The 18214-nt window shown below is 74.1% G+C and carries 20 protein-coding genes; 12 read left to right on the top strand and 8 right to left on the bottom strand.

What is annotated here, in order from left to right:
- Positions 1-3 precede the first annotated feature (3 nt).
- Both AC1DQC_RS14025 and AC1DQC_RS14020 read right to left on the bottom strand, forming a co-directional pair.
- Positions 4-1395 carry an MFS transporter gene (locus AC1DQC_RS14025; RefSeq protein WP_477051860.1) on the bottom strand — a complete coding sequence of 464 codons (1392 nt, stop codon included), beginning with the start codon at positions 1393-1395 and terminating at the stop codon, positions 4-6.
- A 106-nt stretch (positions 1396-1501) separates the two neighbouring features.
- Positions 1502-1897, bottom strand: coding sequence for a putative immunity protein (locus tag AC1DQC_RS14020; protein ID WP_477051859.1), 396 nt, complete (start codon positions 1895-1897; stop codon positions 1502-1504).
- A gap of 161 nt (positions 1898-2058) precedes the next feature.
- On the opposite strand from AC1DQC_RS14020, the gene AC1DQC_RS14015 reads away from it, so the two are divergent.
- On the top strand, positions 2059-3750 hold the full coding sequence (locus AC1DQC_RS14015; protein ID WP_477051858.1) for a glycoside hydrolase family 9 protein: 1692 nt from the start codon (positions 2059-2061) through the stop codon (positions 3748-3750).
- 3 nt (positions 3751-3753) lie between these two features.
- Here AC1DQC_RS14015 and AC1DQC_RS14010 read toward each other — a convergent pair whose 3' ends face one another.
- Positions 3754-4104 (bottom strand): hypothetical protein, encoded by a 351-nt coding sequence (locus tag AC1DQC_RS14010; protein ID WP_477051857.1) that lies wholly within the window; start codon positions 4102-4104, stop codon positions 3754-3756.
- 107 nt (positions 4105-4211) lie between these two features.
- Here AC1DQC_RS14010 and AC1DQC_RS14005 point away from each other — a divergent pair, with 107 nt between their 5' ends.
- Genes AC1DQC_RS14005 through AC1DQC_RS13995 form a run of 3 tightly spaced genes read left to right on the top strand, consistent with a single transcriptional unit; the run spans position 4212 to position 6693 of the window.
- Positions 4212-4652: a YciI family protein gene (locus AC1DQC_RS14005; RefSeq protein WP_477051856.1), complete on the top strand. Its 441-nt coding sequence runs from the start codon at positions 4212-4214 to the stop codon at positions 4650-4652.
- Entirely contained in the window at positions 4649-5839 is a 1191-nt protein-coding gene (locus AC1DQC_RS14000; protein ID WP_477051918.1) for an RNA polymerase sigma factor, read from the top strand. Before AC1DQC_RS14005 ends, AC1DQC_RS14000 begins: the two co-directional genes overlap by 4 nt.
- Positions 5840-5880: 41 nt before the next feature.
- On the top strand, positions 5881-6693 hold the full coding sequence (locus AC1DQC_RS13995; protein ID WP_477051855.1) for an alpha/beta fold hydrolase: 813 nt from the start codon (positions 5881-5883) through the stop codon (positions 6691-6693).
- Here the strand turns inward: AC1DQC_RS13995 and AC1DQC_RS13990 are convergent.
- Together AC1DQC_RS13990 and AC1DQC_RS13985 are read right to left on the bottom strand one after the other, a co-directional pair.
- The gene (locus AC1DQC_RS13990; protein WP_477051854.1) at positions 6662-7471 is read right to left on the bottom strand and encodes an SDR family NAD(P)-dependent oxidoreductase; all 810 of its coding nucleotides are present in this window, start codon (positions 7469-7471) and stop codon (positions 6662-6664) included. The genes AC1DQC_RS13995 and AC1DQC_RS13990 overlap by 32 nt on opposite strands.
- A gap of 139 nt (positions 7472-7610) precedes the next feature.
- On the bottom strand, positions 7611-7871 hold the full coding sequence (locus AC1DQC_RS13985) for a GlsB/YeaQ/YmgE family stress response membrane protein (RefSeq protein ID WP_477051853.1): 261 nt from the start codon (positions 7869-7871) through the stop codon (positions 7611-7613).
- Positions 7872-8165: 294 nt separating this feature from the next.
- On the opposite strand from AC1DQC_RS13985, the gene AC1DQC_RS13980 reads away from it, so the two are divergent.
- Positions 8166-10097: a glycoside hydrolase family 11 protein gene (locus AC1DQC_RS13980; protein ID WP_477051852.1), complete on the top strand. Its 1932-nt coding sequence runs from the start codon at positions 8166-8168 to the stop codon at positions 10095-10097.
- A gap of 52 nt (positions 10098-10149) precedes the next feature.
- On the opposite strand, the gene AC1DQC_RS13975 is transcribed toward AC1DQC_RS13980, so the two are convergent.
- Together AC1DQC_RS13975 and AC1DQC_RS13970 are read right to left on the bottom strand one after the other, a co-directional pair.
- Positions 10150-10758 carry a class I SAM-dependent methyltransferase gene (locus AC1DQC_RS13975; protein ID WP_477051851.1) on the bottom strand — a complete coding sequence of 203 codons (609 nt, stop codon included), beginning with the start codon at positions 10756-10758 and terminating at the stop codon, positions 10150-10152.
- The gene (locus AC1DQC_RS13970; protein ID WP_477051850.1) at positions 10755-11183 is read right to left on the bottom strand and encodes a nitroreductase/quinone reductase family protein; all 429 of its coding nucleotides are present in this window, start codon (positions 11181-11183) and stop codon (positions 10755-10757) included. The genes AC1DQC_RS13975 and AC1DQC_RS13970 overlap by 4 nt, the downstream gene beginning before the upstream one ends.
- 106 nt (positions 11184-11289) lie before the next feature.
- On the opposite strand from AC1DQC_RS13970, the gene AC1DQC_RS13965 reads away from it, so the two are divergent.
- Genes AC1DQC_RS13965 through AC1DQC_RS13955 form a run of 3 tightly spaced genes read left to right on the top strand, consistent with a single transcriptional unit; the run spans position 11290 to position 13718 of the window.
- A complete protein-coding gene (locus tag AC1DQC_RS13965; protein WP_477051849.1) occupies positions 11290-11508 on the top strand; it encodes a chemotaxis protein CheW in 219 nt (72 codons plus the stop codon).
- Positions 11509-11547: 39 nt separating this feature from the next.
- Entirely contained in the window at positions 11548-12882 is a 1335-nt protein-coding gene (locus AC1DQC_RS13960) for an NAD(P)/FAD-dependent oxidoreductase (RefSeq protein WP_477051848.1), read from the top strand.
- Positions 12883-12941: 59 nt separating this feature from the next.
- Entirely contained in the window at positions 12942-13718 is a 777-nt protein-coding gene (locus AC1DQC_RS13955) for an SDR family oxidoreductase (RefSeq protein WP_477051847.1), read from the top strand.
- A 4-nt stretch (positions 13719-13722) separates the two neighbouring features.
- Here AC1DQC_RS13955 and AC1DQC_RS13950 read toward each other — a convergent pair whose 3' ends face one another.
- On the bottom strand, positions 13723-14154 hold the full coding sequence (locus AC1DQC_RS13950; RefSeq protein ID WP_477051846.1) for a VOC family protein: 432 nt from the start codon (positions 14152-14154) through the stop codon (positions 13723-13725).
- 84 nt (positions 14155-14238) lie between these two features.
- Between AC1DQC_RS13950 and AC1DQC_RS13945 the strand changes: the two genes are divergently transcribed.
- Genes AC1DQC_RS13945 through AC1DQC_RS13930 form a run of 4 tightly spaced genes read left to right on the top strand, consistent with a single transcriptional unit; the run spans position 14239 to position 18112 of the window.
- Positions 14239-15483 (top strand): MFS transporter, encoded by a 1245-nt coding sequence (locus AC1DQC_RS13945; protein WP_477051845.1) that lies wholly within the window; start codon positions 14239-14241, stop codon positions 15481-15483.
- Positions 15484-15540: 57 nt separating this feature from the next.
- Positions 15541-16458 (top strand): metalloregulator ArsR/SmtB family transcription factor, encoded by a 918-nt coding sequence (locus AC1DQC_RS13940; RefSeq protein WP_477051917.1) that lies wholly within the window; start codon positions 15541-15543, stop codon positions 16456-16458.
- On the top strand, positions 16455-16868 hold the full coding sequence (locus tag AC1DQC_RS13935) for an arsenate reductase ArsC (RefSeq protein ID WP_477051844.1): 414 nt from the start codon (positions 16455-16457) through the stop codon (positions 16866-16868). The genes AC1DQC_RS13940 and AC1DQC_RS13935 overlap by 4 nt, the downstream gene beginning before the upstream one ends.
- Positions 16865-18112 carry an APC family permease gene (locus tag AC1DQC_RS13930; RefSeq protein WP_477051843.1) on the top strand — a complete coding sequence of 416 codons (1248 nt, stop codon included), beginning with the start codon at positions 16865-16867 and terminating at the stop codon, positions 18110-18112. Before AC1DQC_RS13935 ends, AC1DQC_RS13930 begins: the two co-directional genes overlap by 4 nt.
- The last annotated feature ends 102 nt before the right edge of the window (positions 18113-18214 follow it).

Here is an 18214-nt window from a genome sequence, read left to right as displayed (position 1 = left end):
GCGTCACGCCCGGAGCCGCGCGGGCCGACGAGCGCCCGAGGTCCGGCCGGCCGCGGCAAGACGGACGACCATGGCGATCGCCACGGGGACGAGCGCGGCATAGAGCAGCTGGGCACGGTGGACCGGTGCGTCCACCAGACCGAGTCCGGCACCCAGCCACGCGAACGCGGTCGTGGTGGCGACGGCCAGGCCCACGGACTCGGTGACCACCACGGCCGCCGCCATCCGGTCCGACGAGATCCCGTCGTCGGCGTCCGGCGGGCTCAGGCAACGGCCGAGCAGGTCGGGGTACAGCGAGCCCATCCCGGCGCCGAGCAGGGCGGCCCCGAGCAGCAGCCCGGCGAAGGCGGCCGACGAGCCGTCCGCCCGCAGCGTCGTGGCCAGGAGCACCGCGACCCCGGCCGCGATCGTCAGCCCGGCGGGGACGGCCCGGCGCCGGAACGCGCGGTCCTCCAGGGCGGGGTGCGCGCCCGTCCACAGCGCCGCGACCGCCCAGAGGAACCCCGGCGCGGCGATGACGAACCCGAACTGCCGTGCGTCGAGGCCGAAGGCGTCGTGCGCGACCACCGACAGGACCATCGAGGCGCCGAAGAACACCGCCGCGGTCAGCAGGAGCGCCGCGAGATCGGCGCGACGGCCGTCCCGCGCGCGGAACGTCCCGGCCGGCAGGATCGCCGCGGTCGCCCACAGCATGAGACCGCCGCCGACGAGCACGGCAGCGACCGACCACAGCCCGAGCGGGAGCGACAGGAGCACCGATCCGGTGGCGAGCAGGACCGCCCACGACCACGGCGCCCGCTCCTGGGCGACCTCACCCGTGCGCTCGGGCATCGTCCGGGCGATCACGAACCGGGCCAGCAGGAGCACGGGCAGGTACAGGACCATCGCCCATCTCCAGCCGAGGGTCGACGCGACCGACACGGCGTAGACGGGGCCCAGGACCGAGGAGAACAGCCACACGCCCGACATGCCGGCCAGGACGAGCTGGCGGTATCTCGGCGGGAGGCCCCGACTGATCGCCCCCATGCCGACCGTCGCCAGCGCGCCCGCCGCGAGCGCCCGGACCGCCGTCCCGCCGACGAACGCCCCCATCGACTGGGCCGTCGCGCACAGGACCGCCCCGGCGACGGTGACCATCGTGAAGAGGACCATCAGGCGGCCGACGGTCCAGCGTGACAGCAGCCACGCCCCCAGCGGCATGGTGAGGAACATCGGCGCCTGGGCCGCGGCGTCCAGCGGGCCGTACAGGTGCTCGCCATGCAGGTCCGCGGCCACCAGCGGCAGGACCGTCTGGGACAGGTAGCGCTGCATCCCGGCGAGGAACTCGGTCAGGACGAGCGAGGCGGCGAGCGCCACGACGGCGAACCGGCCTCCGGCCCGGGGTGCCGCCCGCATCAGCGGTCGCCGCGCCGCACAGCCACCGGGCGCGGGTCTCGTCGAGGGCGGGACGTCACCGGTCCAGGATGCCGAGAGGACACGCGGACGACCATCCGGCCGCGGCTCAGTCGTCGAAGACGTGCCAGCAGAGGGCGCTCCGGAGTCGTTGGTCCTCGAGGACGAGCTCGCGCACGTCCGCCGGGATGCGCTCCCGCTGCCACTCGCGCTCCCGCGCGCGAGCCGCGTCGTCGGCAGGAACGGACGCGCCGACCGAGCGGATGGCGTAGGCCGCGGCGCCGAGGTCGTGGGCGGCGACGTGCGCCACCGCGACCGCCTGGCCCGCCGACAGCGCAGCGAACCGGGCCGGGTCGGGCAGGCCGCGGCCGGCGGCGTTCGCCGTGAAGGCCGCCTGGTGCGCGACGCGCATGGGCACCTCGCCGCGGATCCAGGCGTGCCCGATGTCGAGGGCCTCGCGCGGGCGGCCGTCACCCGGCTGCTCGTCCTCGAAGAGGTGCAGCACGTGCTCCGCGCACGCGAGCGCCCAGCCGGCCAGCAGGCGGTGGTGGTCGTCGGTCAGGGTGCCGCCACGGCGGAGGGTGATGAGCCGGGGACACGCTCGGCCGGCAGGATCGGCATGCTCGCCTTCCTACCACCGGGGGGCCGGGCCGTAGGCTGCCGCGGGTGAGCTGGCCGCGCTGGTCCGTCGACGAGGTCGTCGCGAGCCGGCCCGCGGTGCGCGTCAACCAGCGGGGCTACCTGCCGGACCGGCCGATGCGCGCCACGCTCGTCTCGGACGCGGTCGACCCCGTCGCTTTCGTCGTGGTCCGCGACGACGGCGTCGTCGTGCACGAGGGCACCTCCGAGCCGTGGCCCGTGCGACCGGAACCCACGTCGGGCTCCTGCGTGCACGTGCTCGAGCTCACCGGCCTGCCGCCCGGCACGTTCCACGTGCGCACCGCCGACCTCCGCAGCCACCCGTTCCGGGTGGACCCCGCGCTGTACGCCGACCTGGCTGCGGACGCCCTGCGCTTCTTCGCGCTCATGCGGTCGGGGACCGCGATCGACGTCCCCGGCTACCGCCGCCCGGCCGGTCACGTCGGTCGCCCGCCCAACCGCGGGGACGTCGCCGTCCGGGCGTGGACCGGGCCCGATGCCGAGCGGCTCTACCCCGGGTGGCACGACGACGGCACGTACGACGTCTCGGGCGGGTGGTACGACGCCGGCGACTACGGCAAGTACGTGACCAGCGGCGCCCTGGCGGTGTGGCAGCTGCTGGCGACCCTCGACCTCCTCCCGGCCGGCAACCCCGCGCGAGGTGCCGTCCTGGCCGAGTGCCGGTGGCAGCTGGACTGGCTGCTGCGCATGCAGGTGCCCCCCGGCCGACCGTGGGCGGGCCTCGCGTTCCACCGGGTCCACGGCGTCACCTGGTCGCCGCTGCCGGGCTGGCCGCACCTCGACCCGACCGAGCGCGTCCTGCACCGGCCGTCCACCACCGCCGCGCTGCACCTGGCCGCGGCTGCGGCCGCCGGCGCGCGCCACCTCCGGTCGGTCGACGCCGCCTACGCCGACGCCCTCGTCACCGCCGCCCGCACGGCCTACGACGCGGCGCGACGGCATCCCGACCTCGTCGCGCCGAACGACCACGCGCGTCATGGCGGTGGTCCGTACGACGACCGCGACGTCGCGGACGACTTCTGCTGGGCGGCGACCGAGCTCTGGCTCGCGACCGGCGACGCGGGCTACGCGGACCGGGCCCTCGACTCGCCCGACCCCTTCGACCCGGCTGGGTTCGACTTCGACCGCGTCGGGGCGCCCGCCCGCCTCGACCTCGCCCTGCACGGCGGCCACCTCGCCGAGCACGAGCGCGTGGTCGCCAGCCTGCTGGCCGGCGCCGACCGTCTGCGCGAGCTGCAGGCGCGCCAGCCGTGGGGCCAGCCGTACGCGCCCGCCGACGGGTGGGGGTGGGGGTCCAACGGTCGCCTGCTGAACAACCTCGTGGTGCTCGGGGTGGCGCACCTCGTCACCGGCGAAGCCGCCTACCGCGACGCGGTCGCCTCGGGCATGGACTACCTGCTCGGCCGCAACGCGCTCGGCCAGAGCTACGTCACCGGTCATGGCACCGACCACAGCCGCCACCAGCGCACCCGCCAGTTCGGCCACGACCGCGACCCGGCGATGCCGCCGCCCCCGCCCGGAGCACTGGCCGGCGGGGCGAACTCGTGCCCGGCACCGGACTTCCCGTACGACGAGCGACTGCTGGGCCTGCCGCCCCAGCTCTGCTACCTCGACGAGCCGACGTCCGAGGTCACCAACGACGTCTGCATCCGCTGGAACGCGCCGCTCGTGTGGGTCTCGACGTTCCTCAGCAGGTGAGCGTCACGGCCGCGGGCGTCGCCAGTCCAGCATCACGAACAGGTCGCGCTCGCCGGGCGCGCCCTCCAGCACGGCCCGGGCCACTGCCGCCTCACCCGCCTGCTCGCACGACCAGAGCTCGAAGTCGACGGTCTGCGACCAGGCCGGCGGCAGGAAGCCCAGGACCGTCGGTCCGTCGAGGACCTTGACCACGTCGTGCTCGGAGCGGGCCAGCGCGACGGCGAACCCGCGCTCGGAGCGCCCGGCGCGCGCCGGCGCTGAGGCCTCGAGGAACCCGCGGACCCGCACGGGCACGTGGCCGCCGCTCGCGGGCACGAGGCGGCCGGGCATCCGGGTCGAGGACGTCGGGTCCATGCCGGGAAACTACTCCTGCTCCCCGTGCCGGCACATGTAGAGAACCGAGGAACGGCTCCGTTCGACGAGTGAAGGTGCCAACCTGGGCACGACGAAGGAGGAGCAACATGGCCAAGTACCTGCTGATCGTGGACTTCCAGAGCGGTCCCGACGACGCGCCCATGTCGGAGTGGTCGGACCAGGAGGTCGCGGACCACCTGAGCTACTACGGGCGGCTCAACGAGCAGCTGCTCGCCAGCGGAGAGCTGGTCGGCGGCGAGATCCTCACCGGCCCGGACCTGGCCAAGGTCGTCACGTCGGACGGGTCGACCACGGTGGTGACCGACGGCCCCTTCCAGGAGTTCAAGGAGTGGGTGGCGGGCTACCAGATCGTGGAGACGGAGACCGAGGCGCGCGCGCTGGAGATCGCGGGGCTGGTGTCCGCGGTGCCGGGCCGGGGCGGCGTCCCGACGCAGCAGCCCATCCAGGTGCGTCGGATCATGGACGACGGCCCCTCCGACGTCGAGGAGATGAACGCGTTCCTCGAGACGGCGAGCGACCCGCGCTGAACGTCCCGCGCGACGTCGAGGACCTGCTGCGCCGGCTGGCGCCGCAGGTCGTCGGCGCGCTGGCCCGACGCTGGGGCGACTTCGACGCGGCGGAGGACGCGGTGCAGGAGGCGCTGATCGCGGCGGCGACGCACTGGTCGACCGACGGCGTCCCGGAGCAACCGCGCGGGTGGCTGCTGCAGACCGCGTCGCGGCGCATGGTCGACCGCTGGCGCAGCGACACCGCACGCCGGGACCGCGAGCTCCGGGCCGCGGCCGAGCCGGCGGTCGGCGGCGGCGCGGAGGAGGACGACACGTTGACCGTCCTGTTCCTGTGCTGCCACCCGGTCCTCACCCCGACGTCCGCGATCGCGCTGACCCTGCGCGCGGTCGGCGGGCTGGCCACGGCGGAGATCGCTCGCGCGTTCCTCGTGCCCGAGGCGACCATGGCGCAGCGCATCAGCCGCGCCAAGCAGAAGGTCGCGGGCGAGCGCTTCTCGATGCCCGACCCCGCCGAGCGTGCCGCCCGCCTCCGCAGCGTCCTGCGCGTGCTGTACCTGATGTTCAACGAGGGCTACACCGGCAGCGCGGGCCCGGACCTGACCCGTGTCGACCTGTCCGACGAGGCCATCCGGATCGCGCGGCTGCTGCACGAGGCCGACGACGACGCCGAGGTCACCGGCCTGCTCGCCCTCATGCTCCTGACGGACGCCCGCCGGCCGGCGCGGACCGACGGCTCGGGGGCGCCCGTGACGTTGGCCGAGCAGGACCGCCGCCTGTGGGACCACGCCCGGATCGCCGAGGGGACCGCGCTGCTGGACGGCGCGTTCGGCCGCGGGGTGGTCGGCGAGTACCAGCTCCAGGCCGCGATCGCCGCGATCCACGACCGGGCCGCCAGCGCGGACGCGACCGACTGGCCCCAGATCCTCGCGCTGTACGACCTGCTGGAACGGATGACGCGCAGTCCCGTGGTGACGCTCAACCGGGCGGTCGCGGCGGGGATGGTCCACGGGCCCGCCGCCGGTCTGGCGATCCTGGACGGCGTGGACGAGACCCTGCCGCGCGTCGACCAGCTCCGGGCCTACCTGCACGAGCGCGCCGGCGAGCGTGACCTCGCCCTCGTGCACTACCGCCGCGCGGCGGGCCGGGCGACGAACGTGGCCGAGCGTCGGTACCTCGACGCACAGGTCGCCCGGCTCTCGGGCTGAGGCTGTCGGGCGGTGTCACCCCCTCCCTCTACGGTGCCTGGATGCACGTCATCGAGCGCGGATCGGGCACGCCCGTCGTCCTGCTGCACGGGTTCGGCGTCGACCACCGGATCCTGCTGCCGCTGGACCCTGTGTTCGAGGGCTGGACGCGGCTGTACGTCGACCTGCCGGGTTCCGGCGGCACCCCGATCGGTGACGTCGCGAGCGCGGAGGACGTCGCGCGGGTGGTCACCGACGAGATCCGCAGCCGCGTCGGTGACCGGCCGTTCGCCCTCGTCGGCAGCTCCTTCGGGGCCATGATCGCCCGGCGGATCGCGCACGACCTGCGACCCCAGGTGCTCGGGCTCGCGACGCTGGCCGGGGTGTTCGTCGCCGAGCACGACCGCCGTGCCGTGCCGCCGAGGACCGTGCTGGTCGCCGACCCGACGGTGGACGGCGGCGAGGACTACGCCGAGCAGGCCGTGGTGCAGAGCCCGGCAAACCTGCGGGTGTTCGTCGAGCACGTCCTGCCCGGTCTGCGGTCGGCGGACGAGGTCGGCCTCGCGCGGATCGCCGAGCGGTACGGGTTCGACCAGGAACCGGAGGACGCCGCACCCGAGCCGTTCACGCAACCCTGTCTCGTGGTGACCGGCCGTCAGGACGACGTGGTCGGCTACGCGGACGCCTGGGCCCGGGTCGAGCACTACCCGCGCGCGACCTTCTCGACCCTGGACACCGCCGGGCACAACGTCCACCTGGACCGGCCCGGCCTGGTGGCGGCACTCCTGACCGACTGGCTCGAGCGGGTCGTCGCCGACGCACGGCCCGCTGGACGCACGGAGGTCAGTCGAGCAGCGCCGTCATCCGCGACCTGACGAGCCGTGCGGCCCGCTCGGGCGCCAGGCGGGCGAGGACATCGAGGATCGCGGCGTCCTTGCCGACGGTCACCCGGTAGGCGTCGCGCTCGACGGCGTCGAGGATGCGGCGCGCGGCCGTCGGCGCGGACGTCATCATCCGCTCGACGCGCCGGGCGGTCGCTCCAGAGATCCTCGGCGCGGTCACGCCGGAGTTCTCGACGATCCGCGTGCGAACGGCGCCCGGCACGACGACCGTGACCGACACGGAGGTGCCGGCGAGCTCGGCGTGCAGCCCCTCCGTCAGCAGCGTCACGGCCGCCTTCGACGCTCCGTACGCCGTCTGCCCGGGCACCGGCAGGAAGCCCCCCATGCTCGAGATGTTGACCACGTGCGCCGTCGGCCGGGCGACGAGATGGGGCAGGAACGCCTTGGTGGTGTGCACCGGCCCCCAGAAGTTCACGGCCATCACCCGCTCGATCTCGGGGTAGCCCAGGTCGAGCAGCGGGACGAACGGCTGGATGATCCCGGCGCAGTTGATGAGTCCGTCGACCTGCCCGTGGGTTCCGACGACGACCGCGGGGAGCTCGTCGACCGCCGCGCGGTCGGTGACGTCGACGACGTGGGTCGACAGCCCCGCGGCCGCCGGACCGGCGCACTCGGCGGTCTCCCGCAGGTGCTGGGCAGTGCGCCCGACCGCCGCGACCCGGGCGCCGCGCGCAAGGAGAGCGAGCACCAGCGCTCGACCGATGCCGTCGCCACCTCCCGTGACGACGACCGTCCTGCCTGCCACCTTCATCGCCGGCGCCCCCCGCGATCCGTGCGCCGACCGTACTGCGGGCGGCACCCGCGGAGAAGGGCGGGGTCGTCGTGCGCGACACGTCCGGCGACCGTGCTCTCGCGGACCGAGGCGTCGGCCGACGCCTGGGCCTAGAGCGTCAGGCTCGCGCGCGTCCGCGGGTCCAGCGCCAGATCGCGGTGATGATCAGCGCGCCGACGATCGAGCCGATGATGCCGCTGGGCCGCAGCTCGAGACCGTCGCCGGCGATCAGGCTGGCGAGCAGGCCGCCGACGAACGAGCCGACGAGGCCCGCGACGATCGCCATGGTCCAGTCGATGCCTTTGCGGTCCTTGCCGAGCAGGAGCTGGGCGAGGGCGCCGATGAGCATCCCGAAGAGGATCAGGCCGAGGATGAGCATGGGCCGAGACTAGGGCACGACGTCCGTTCTGCGGTGCTGATCCGGATTCGGCGTCGACGGGCCGCCGGCCACGGGCGTCGAGAGTTTCGATACTCAGCCGCGTCACGCGGCATTGCGCCACCTAAACGGTTCACGGGCCCAGGGAGCTGTTCCTGTGCCTCGAGGACGGCGGCACACTGCTCGATAACGTTGTCGATATCGATCGCCAACCTCCGGCGCACCGTCGAACCCGGCTCGGACTCCGACGTGCGCCACGTGTGTCCCGATCCGAAAGACGGCACAAAGGAGTGCACGATGTCCGATAGTTTCGCTCAGACGCGCGGCGCGCCCCCACGGCGGCGCTCGCTGAGAGCCCTGGTGGGCTTCCTCGCCGCCGGCGCGCTCGTCGCCACCGCCATGGTCGCGGCCAGTCCCGCCACGGCGGCGACGACCTCCAACTCGACCGGCACGAACAACGGCTTCTGGTACTCGTTCTGGACCGACAGCCCCGGCACCGTGTCCATGGACATGGGCGCGGCCGGCCAGTACAGCACCCAGTGGTCCAACACCGGCAACTTCGTCGCGGGGAAGGGCTGGAGCACCGGGGGCCGCAAGACGGTCAGCTACTCCGGGTCGTTCAACCCGTCGGGCAACGCCTACCTCGCGCTCTACGGCTGGACCACGAGCCCGCTGGTCGAGTACTACATCGTCGACAACTGGGGCACGTACCGGCCCACCGGCACGTTCATGGGGACCGTCACCAGCGACGGCGGCACGTACGACATCTACCGCACGCAGCGCGTCAACCAGCCCTCCATCGAGGGCGACCGCTCGACGTTCTCCCAGTACTGGGCCGTGCGGCAGGCCAAGCGGACCGGCGGCACGATCACGACCGGCAACTTCTTCGACGCGTGGGCGTCCAAGGGCATGAACCTGGGCACGCACAACTACATGATCATGGCGACCGAGGGCTACCAGTCGAGCGGCAGCTCGAACATCACCGTCAGCGAGGGGTCGGGCGGCGGCGGCACCACGACGCCTCCGCCGTCGGGCGGGGGTGGCAGCACCGGCTGCACGGTCACGGCGACGCGCGGCGACGAGTGGTCCGACCGGTTCAACGTCACGTACGCCGTCACCGGCAGCAGCGCGTGGACGGTGAACCTCGCCCTCAACGGCAGCCAGAGCGTGCAGAGCAGCTGGAACGCCAACGTCACCGGTAGCGGGTCCACCCGGACCGTCACGCCGAACGGCTCCGGCAACACGTTCGGGGTGACGTTCTACAAGAACGGCAACGCCACCACGCCGTCGGCCACCTGCTCGTCGTCAGGCGGGACGACGACGACGCCACCGCCCTCGAGCGGGGGGTGGACCGGCAGCTGCACCGCCGGCTACGTCGGCCTCACGTTCGACGACGGGCCGACGGCGGGTAACACGCAGAACCTGGTCAACGTCCTGACCAGCAACGGTGCGACCGCCACGGTGTTCCCCGAGGGCCAGTACGTCCAGGCCAACCCCGCGCTCCTGCAGGTCTACAAGAACGCCGGGCTGGTGATCGGCAACCACAGCTGGGACCACCCGCACCTGGTGAACCTCAGCCAGGCGGACATCCAGTCGCAGCTGTCGCGGACCCAGCAGATCATCCAGCAGACCGTGGGCACGGCCCCCCGCCTGTTCCGGCCGCCGTACGGCGAGACCAACGCGACGCTCAAGAGCGTCGAGGCCTCGCTGAGCCTCCGGGAGATCATCTGGGACGTCGACTCGCAGGACTGGAACAACGCCAGCGCGGCGTCCATCCGGCAGGCGGCGAGCCAGCTGCAGAACGGCCAGATCATCCTCATGCACGACTGGCCGGCCAACACCGTCGCGGCGCTCCCGGGCATCCTGCAGGACCTCCGTTCGCGCAACCTGTGCCCGGGCGTCGTCTCGCCCGACACGGGCCGCGCCGTGGCACCGTCCGGCAGCGGCGGCTCCACGGGCGGGGGCGCGAGCTCCTGCTCCGTGACCGTGACGCGCGCCGACGAGTGGTCCGACCGGTTCAACGTGACCTACGCCGTCAGCGGCAGCAGCGCGTGGACCGTGACGCTCACCCTCAACGGCAGCCAGAGCGTCCAGAGCAGCTGGAACGCGACGCTGTCCGGCAGCGGCTCCACCCGGACCGTCAAACCGAACGGCTCCGGCAACACGTTCGGCGTCACCTTCTACAAGAACGGCAACAGCACGACCCCGGCCGCCACCTGCGCGACCTGAGCACATGACGACGGGGGTGCCGACGACGGTCGGCACCCCCGTCGAGCCGGCGTCAGCCGGTCGTCGCGTGGATCCGCTCGACCAGCCGCCAGCGCGAGGCGGCGCTCTCCACCAGCGTGAGCCCCGAGGGCTCCAGCAGCAGCAGGGGTCGGCGGCGGTGGTGCTCGCCGGCCCGCGCCGGCGTCACCACGTCGAGGATCCGCTGCACCCCCCGGCCCAGCCGCGCCGACGACTCCACGTGGTCGGCCATGAGCAGCCGACCGCCCGGCCGCAGCACGCGCGCCAGCTCGCGCAGGACGGCGAGCTCGTCGGCGACGCAGCACATCGACAGCGTGCAGACGACGGTGTCGAACGAGTCGTCGGGAAGGCCGAGGTCGGACGCGTCCGCGAGCAGGGTGCGGACCGGCACGTGCAGGGAGGCCGCCCGGGCCGTCGCCGCCCGGAGCATCGCCGGGCTGACGTCGGTGAGCGTCAGGTCGGTCACGCGGTGCGCGTAGTAGGGCAGGTTGGCGCCCGTGCCTACGGCGACCTCCAGGGTCCGGCCCGAGACGCGGTCGGCGATCCAGGACCGGGCAGGCGCGAAGAGCCGCGGCTCGAGGAACGCGGTGGTGCGGTCGTACGTCGGCGCCTGCTCGTCCCAGTACGCCGCCGGACCGGTCACGCCGGCTCCAGAAGCACCAGCGGGATCACGCGCGACGTCCGCGTCTGGTACTCCGCGTAGTTGGCCAGCGCCGCGGTCACGCGCGGCCAGAGCTCGGCGCGCTCGTCGGGCGTCGCGACGCGGGCCACCATCGGGCGACGTGGGCCGCCGGAGACCGCCACCTGCACGCGCGGCTCGTCGACGAGGTTGAGGTACCAAGCGGGATGACGGTCGTCGCCGCCGGCCGACGCGACGATCACCAGGGTCTGCCCGACCTGCACGGGCACCGTGAGCATCGACACCCTCGGCCGTCCGGACCTCCGGCCCCGCGTGGTGAGCTCGAGAGCCGGCAGGCCGACCAGCGCAGCCCCGAGCCGGCCGCCGCTCACGCGGAGGATCACGCGGTGGACGCCGCTCAGCGTCCGCATCACGAGGGTGCTGGTCACCAGGCGACCGTACGGGCCTTTCGGCCCAGGTCGCGATCGCGCGGCGGGGGGAGAATGGGAGCGTCGGCGATCCCGACGCCCGAAGTCGCACCCACCAGGAGCCCCGATGTCCGCCGCCACAGCCACCCTCCCGACGATGCGGCCCTCCCGGCGCTTCGCCGAGCTGCTCGAGACCGTGCGCTGGGCGCCCGCTCCGCGCTGGGGCGGCACCGCGGCCGAGCACGGGCGCTACGTCGTCTACCTGGCCGGGAGCATGCTCGCCTGGACCCTGATCGGCGTCGGCGGCGCGGCCCTCCTCGGGCAGGCGCTCCTGCTCCTGGGCTGACCCTCCCCGGGCGGTGACGGTTCGGGCCATGCTGGACCCGTGCTGAGACGGGACGAGGTCCGCCGGGTCGTGGTCGTGGGCGGCAGTGTCGCCGGGCTGCTGGCAGCCGCCGCGCTCGCCGGTCCGGCGCGCACCGTGACCGTGCTCGACCGCGACGAGCTCCCCGACCATCCGACGCCGCGCAAGGGCGTCCCGCAGGGCCGGCAGCCGCACGTGTTCCTCCACCGCGGGCTGCTCGCCATCGAGGAGCTGCTGCCCGGGTTCGGCGACGACCTGCGCGCGGCCGGCGCCGTGCCGCTCGACACCGGGCAGCTGGCATGGCTCGGCGAGTCGGGGTGGGCACCGCTGGCGCAGCAGTACGGGATCGCCTCGGCGACGCGGCCGCTGTTCGAGCACGTGCTCCGCCGCCGGGTGGCCGAGCTGTCCGGGGTCGAGGTGCGCGACCGGACCACGGTCGAGGGTCTGCGCCGCGGGTGGTCGGGCGGCCCGCGCTGGCACGTCGAGACCACCGGCTCGTCGGTGCCGGCCGACCTGGTGGTCGACGCGTCCGGACGGTCCTCGCGGCTCCCCCGCTGGCTCGCCGAGCTGGGCGTCCCGGCGGCGCGCACGTCGCAGGTGGATGCCCGGGTCGGGTACGCCACGACGGAGGTCTCGGTGCCCGCGGGGACCGTTGCCGTGGACGGCATCGTGGTCCAGCAGACGCCCGAGCGGTCCGGTGGCCTCGCGCTGCCCGTCGAGGGCGGTCGCTGGCTCGTGGGGGCGGTCGGGTCCGGCGACCGGCGGCCCGGGCGCGAGCGCGCGTCGTTCGTCGGCACCCTCGCCTCGCTGCCCGACCGCGCCCTGGCCGACCTCGTCGGGGCGTCCGACGGCGAGGTCGTGCTGCACCGGCAGACCGGCAACATCCGCCACCACTACGACCGGGTGCCGAGCTGGCCGGACGGGCTGCTGGTCGTCGGGGACGCGCTGTGCGCCTTCAACCCGATCTACGGCCAGGGCGTCGCCGTCGCCGCGCTCGAGGCCCTCGCGCTGCGCGACGCCGCCCGCGGACCCCTGCACACCCGCCGGCTGCTGCGTCGGTTCGCGCACGTGACCGACCTGCCGTGGCGGATCGCCACGAGCGAGGACCTGCGCTACCCCGCCGCCGGCGGTCGGGTGCCGCGGTTCTCCGCGCTCTTCTCGCGCTGGACGCGCGAGCTCGGGCGGCTGGGGGCGCACCGCGACGAGGTGGCGCAGGCGTCGATGGCGCGCGTCTACCACCTCATGGGCTCGCCCCTGCTGCTGGTGCGGCCGTCGCTCGTCGCGCGGGCCCTGCGCGCACGGCGGTCGGGGTACGGCGAGCCGACGCCCCGGCCGCGGGTGTTCGCCTCGGAATGACCTTGGCCCCCGGGCCCGCGCCTGCCAGAGTGACGCCGCCCGAGCCTTGGAGGTCAGCCATGCCCGCCCTCGACGGACGCGTCGTCCTGGTCACCGGCGCCAGCCGCCGGATCGCGATCGGCGCCGCGGTCGCCCGCCGAGTCGTCGCCGACGGTGCCGCGGTCCTGCTGCACTCCTGGTCCCCGCACGACGCCGAGCAGCCCTGGGGTGCCGACGACGGCGGAGCCGACGTGCTCGTCGAGGAGCTGCGCGCCGCGGGCGGTCGCGCCGAGCACGTGTCGATGGACCTTGCCGATGCCGCGGCGCCGCATGCTCTCGTCGGCGCCGCGCACGACGCGTTCGGCCGGCTCGACGCGGTCGTCGCCAACCACGCGCGCAGCTCCGGGCAGTCCCTCGAGCAGCTCACCGCGGCGGAGATCGACCTGTCCTACGCCGTGAACACCCGGGCCACGCTGCTGCTGGTCCAGGCGTTCGCTGCCGGGCACGACGGCTCGCCGGGCGGCCGCGTGGTCCTGTTCACGTCCGGCCAGTACCGCGGCGCGATGCCCGACGAGCTGCCGTACATCGCGTCGAAGGCGGCGCTGCACGAGCTCACCCCGAGCCTGGCCGTCCACCTCATGCCCCGCGGCATCACGGTGAACTGCGTGAACCCCGGGCCGAACGACACCGGGTACGCGGACGCCGAGGCGATCGCGGCCGTCAGCGCCCTCAGCCCGGGCGGACGGTGGAGCACCCCTGCGGACACGGCCCGGCTGGTCGGCTGGCTGCTCAGCGACGAGGCCGACTGGGTCACCGGCCAGACCATCGCGTCGGACGGCGGCTTCTCGTCGCGCTGAGGCGTCACTCGGCGCCGAAGCGGCCCCGCGCCTCGTGCGGGATCAGCGGCTTCTCGCCGCGGACCTTGAGCTGCTGCACCGCCCAGGTGTTCCCGTCGGGGTCGCTGAAACCGAAGAACGTGCCGCCGTCGCGCTCGTCGAACACCGTGATCTCCGACGCCTGCACGCCGCGGGAGACGAGCTCGTCGCGGGCGGCCGCCGCGTCGGCGACCACCAGCTGCACGCCCTTCAGCGAGCCCGGCGCCATCTCCGACTGCGACGGCAGGTTGCCGATGACGATCGAGCAGCCGGAGCCGCGCGGGGTCAGCTGCGCGACGTGCATGAACTCGTTCTCCGTCTCGTGGTCGAGGTCGAACCCGACCTGGTCGCGGTAGAACGCGATCGACGCTGCGAGATCGCTCACCGGCACGACGACGACTTCGAGGGTCCAGTCCACGGGAGCTCCTTCGCTCGGGTCTGCGGAACGACTCCACACTATGCACGGGACCACGACCGTCGGGACGACTACTGTCTCGCCCTTGTGAGCCGGATCGTCGACACCGTCGTCCCGCAGCGACTCGGGACCAGGTTCCGGTGGCTGCTGGCCTCGTCGTGGAGCTCGAACCTGGGCGACGGGATCGTGATCGCCGCCGGTCCCCTCCTGGTGGCGAGCCGGACCGACGACGCCTTCCTCGTCGCGCTGGCCGCACTGCTGCAGTGGCTGCCGCCGCTGCTGTTCGGGCTGTGGGCCGGCGCGCTGACGGACCGGCTCGACCGCCGGCGGCTGGTGATCCTGGTCGACTCCCTCCGGACGGTCGTGCTCGTCCTGCTCGCCGTCGCCGTCGCCACCGACGTCGCGTCGATCCTGCTCGTCCTGGTCGCGATGTTCCTGCTCGGCACCGCCGAGACGTTCGCGGACAACGCGTCCAGCACGCTGGTGCCGATGCTCGTCCAGCGCGACGACCTCGCCCTGGCCAACAGCCGCATCCAGGCGGGGTTCGTCACCGTCAACCAGCTGGTCGGCCCGCCCCTGGGCGCCCTGCTGTTCGCGGCCGGGCAGGCGCTGCCGTTCGCCGCGGAGGCCCTGCTGGTCGCCGCGGGTGCGGTCCTGGTCTCCCGGATCGCGCTGCCGCCGCACCGCAGCGAGCGGCCGGACACCCACATCCGCCACGACATCGCCGAGGGCGTCCGCTGGGTCCGGCACCACGCCGCCGTCCGGACGCTGGTGCTGACCATCCTGATCTTCAACGTGACCTTCGGGGCCGCGTGGTCGGTGCTGGTGCTCTACGCCCGCGAGCACCTGGGGCTGGGGGCGGTCGGCTTCGGGATCATCACGACCGTCGGGGCGGTCGGCGGCCTGGTCGGCACCGTGTCCTACGGGTGGATCACCCGGCGCGTCAGCCTGGCGAACCTCATGCGCATCGGGCTCATCGTCGAGACGCTCACCCACCTCGCGCTCGCGCTGACGACGACGGCCTGGTTCGCGCTGATCGTGTTCTTCGTGTTCGGCGCGCACGCCTTCGTGTGGGGGACCACGTCCGTGACGATCCGGCAGCGGGCCGTCCCGACCGAGCTCCAGGGCCGGGTGGGCAGCGTCAACCTGGTGGGCGTGTTCGGTGGCCTCGTGGTCGGCGCCGCGATCGGCGGGGTGCTCGCGCAGCGCTACGGCGTGACGGCCCCGTTCTGGTTCGCGTTCGTGGGCTCCGCGATCTTCGTCGTGCTCATCTGGCACCAGCTGCGGCACGTCGCGCACACCGACGAGCGGGACGCGCCCGCACGCGCGTGATGACTTGACCTCTGCATCGAGAAACTTCAATATAGGCAGGTGATCGCCGCGACCGCCATGAGCGCACCCGCGGCGGAGGACCTCGCCCGGGCGCTCAAGGCGCTCGCCGACCCGCTCCGCCTCCGCGCCCTGTCGCTCATCGCGGCGAGCCCGGCCGGCGAGGCGTGCGTGCTGGACATCAGTGAGCTCACGGCCGTCTCGCAGCCGACGGTGTCCCACCACCTCAAGGTGCTCAAGGACGTCGGGCTGGTCACCGCCGAGCGGCGCGGCACCTGGGTCTGGTACCGCATCGCGCCCAACCACCGCGCCGCCGTCCGGGCGGTGCTCGAGGCCTTCGCTGCGGCGGACCCCCGACCCACGGCGTCGGTGCACGAGCTCGACCACCTCCTCGACGACGTCGCCGCGGCGCTCGTGCCGCGCTACCCGACGATCGACCCGGCCCGCGTGCGGGACGTGGTGCGCGACTCGTCCACGGCGCTCGCCCGCACCGGCGGCGTGCACCCCCGGCTCGTCGGGCTGACGGACCGGTTCGCCCGGCAGCGGCTGGACGACCTGGTCCACATCGAGGGCGGCGCCACGGTGCCGCGGGTGCTGTTCGTCTGCGTGGCCAACGCCGGTCGCTCGCAGCTGGCCGCCGCCCTGCTGCAGCACCACGCCGGCGACTCGGTGCTCGCGCGGTCGGCGGGGTCGCGACCGGCCGCGGCGATCCACACCCACGTCCGTCCCGAGCTCGAGGCCCTCGGCGCCGACGGGTTCCCCAAGCCGCTGACCGACGACGCGGTCCGCGCGGCCGACGTCGTGGTGACCCTGGGCTGCGGCGACGTCTGCCCCGTCTACCCCGGCATCCGCTACGAGGACTGGGCCGTCGGCGACCCTGCCCTCGCGTCCCCCGAGGGCGTCGCGGCCATCCGCGCCGACCTCGACACCCGCGTCCGACACCTGCTCGCCTCCCTCGACACCCCAGGAGAGTCATGACCACGCCCAGCGTCCTTTTCGTCTGCGTGCACAACGCCGGCCGGTCCCAGATGGCGGCAGGGTTCCTCACCGCGCTGTCCGGCGGGGCCGTCGAGGTCCGTTCCGCCGGGTCGATGCCCGCGGACCAGGTCAACCCGGTGGCGGTCGACGCCATGGCCGAGGTCGGCATCGACATCCGCGCCGAGCAGCCCAAGGTGCTCACGACCGAGGCGGTGCAGGCGTCCGACGTCGTCGTGACCATGGGCTGCGGCGACGCGTGCCCGTACTTCCCGGGCAAGCGGTACGAGGACTGGGTGCTCGAGGACCCCGCGGGTCAGGGCATCGACTCGGTGCGCCCGATCCGCGACGAGATCCGCGGTCGGATCCTCACGCTTCTCGACGAGCTGGGCGTGGCGCCGGTCGGCGCATGACCACCCTCGTCCGGCGGCTCGGGGTCACCGACGCCGTCGTCATCGGGCTGGGCGCGATGCTCGGTGCCGGCGTGTTCGCCGCGTTCGCCCCGGCCGCCCAGGCCGCGGGATCGGGCCTGCTGATCGGGCTGGCGATCGCGGCCGTGGTCGCGTTCTGCAACGCCACGTCGTCGGCGCGGCTGGCGGCCGTCCACCCGGAGTCGGGCGGCACGTACGTCTACGCGCGTCGTCGTCTCGGCGAGTTCTGGGGCTTCCAGGCCGGCTGGTCGTTCGTCGTCGGCAAGACGGCGAGCTGCGCGGCGATGGCCCTGACCTTCGCGTCCTACGCCGCCCTCGGTCAGGAGCGGCTGGTCGGGATCCTCGCCGTCGTCGCGCTGACCGCCCTCAACTACCGCGGCGTGCAGAAGTCGGCCCTGGTCACGCGCGTGATCGTCGCCCTCACGCTGCTCACGCTCGTGGTCGTGGTGGTGGCGGCCCTGGCCGGGGGCACGGCGAACGCCGAACGGCTGAGCCCGTTCCCCGGCGGCGACCTGCGCGGCATCCTGCAGTCGGCGGGGCTGCTGTTCTTCGCGTTCGCCGGCTACGCGCGGATCGCGACGCTCGGCGAGGAGGTGGTCGACCCGCGCCGGACCATCCCGCGGGCGATCCCCGTCGCGCTCGGGATCGTGCTGGTCGTGTACGTCGTCGTCGGCGTGAGCTCGCTGCTCGCGGTCGGCGCCGACGGGCTCGCCGCGACGACCGCTCCGCTGCGCGCCGTGGTGGAGGCCGGTTCGCTCGCCGCCCTGAGCCCCGTCGTGCAGGTCGGCGCCGCCGTCGCCTCGCTGGGGGCGCTGCTGGCGCTGATCCTCGGGGTGTCCCGCACGACGCTGGCCATGGCCCGCGACCGTGAGCTCCCGCCGTTCCTCGCGGCGATCCACCCGCGGCACGGGGTGCCGTACCGCGCCGAGCTCGCGGTGGCCGCCGTGGTGATCGTGCTCGTCGCCACCCTCGACGTGCGCGGGGCGATCGGCTTCTCGTCGTTCGGCGTCCTGACCTACTACGCGCTGACCAACGCGAGCGCGCTGCGCATGGCACCCGACGAGAGCCGGCCGCCCCGCGCGGTCGCGGTCCTCGGACTGGCGGGGTGCGTCGTGCTCGCCGCGACCCTGCCGCTCGCGTCGGTGCTCGGCGGCGCGGCCGTCGCGCTGGTCGGGGCGGGCACGTGGGCGCTGCGCCGGGGACGCGACCGGACCCAGGTGGAGTGAGCCCGGCCGCGCCCCATCAGGCGGTGGCGCAGCACACGGTCGGCGCCGCCGGCCGGCTGGCGACGGCGCGCCGGACCCGCACCAGCAGCCCGGGTCCCGGGC

It is taken from the genome of Cellulomonas sp. P4_H12, from assembly GCF_056400905.1.
The sequence above is the reverse complement of the archived record's forward strand: the minus strand, read 5'-3'. Positions and strand labels throughout refer to the sequence as shown.

Bases quoted from the DNA above. Each gene is read 5' to 3' on its own strand.
- AC1DQC_RS14025 (WP_477051860.1), bottom strand. From the start codon at position 1,395: ATGCGGGCGGCACCCCGGGCCGGAGGCCGGTTCGCCGTCGTGGCGCTC.
- AC1DQC_RS14010 (WP_477051857.1), bottom strand. From the start codon at position 4,104: ATGGACCCGACGTCCTCGACCCGGATGCCCGGCCGCCTCGTGCCCGCG.
- AC1DQC_RS14005 (WP_477051856.1), top strand. From the start codon at position 4,212: ATGGCCAAGTACCTGCTGATCGTGGACTTCCAGAGCGGTCCCGACGAC.
- AC1DQC_RS13995 (WP_477051855.1), top strand. From the start codon at position 5,881: ATGCACGTCATCGAGCGCGGATCGGGCACGCCCGTCGTCCTGCTGCAC.
- AC1DQC_RS13990 (WP_477051854.1), bottom strand. From the start codon at position 7,471: ATGAAGGTGGCAGGCAGGACGGTCGTCGTCACGGGAGGTGGCGACGGC.
- AC1DQC_RS13985 (WP_477051853.1), bottom strand. From the start codon at position 7,871: ATGCTCATCCTCGGCCTGATCCTCTTCGGGATGCTCATCGGCGCCCTC.
- AC1DQC_RS13980 (WP_477051852.1), top strand. From the start codon at position 8,166: ATGTCCGATAGTTTCGCTCAGACGCGCGGCGCGCCCCCACGGCGGCGC.
- AC1DQC_RS13965 (WP_477051849.1), top strand. From the start codon at position 11,290: ATGTCCGCCGCCACAGCCACCCTCCCGACGATGCGGCCCTCCCGGCGC.
- AC1DQC_RS13955 (WP_477051847.1), top strand. From the start codon at position 12,942: ATGCCCGCCCTCGACGGACGCGTCGTCCTGGTCACCGGCGCCAGCCGC.
- AC1DQC_RS13940 (WP_477051917.1), top strand. From the start codon at position 15,541: ATGAGCGCACCCGCGGCGGAGGACCTCGCCCGGGCGCTCAAGGCGCTC.
- AC1DQC_RS13935 (WP_477051844.1), top strand. From the start codon at position 16,455: ATGACCACGCCCAGCGTCCTTTTCGTCTGCGTGCACAACGCCGGCCGG.
- AC1DQC_RS13930 (WP_477051843.1), top strand. From the start codon at position 16,865: ATGACCACCCTCGTCCGGCGGCTCGGGGTCACCGACGCCGTCGTCATC.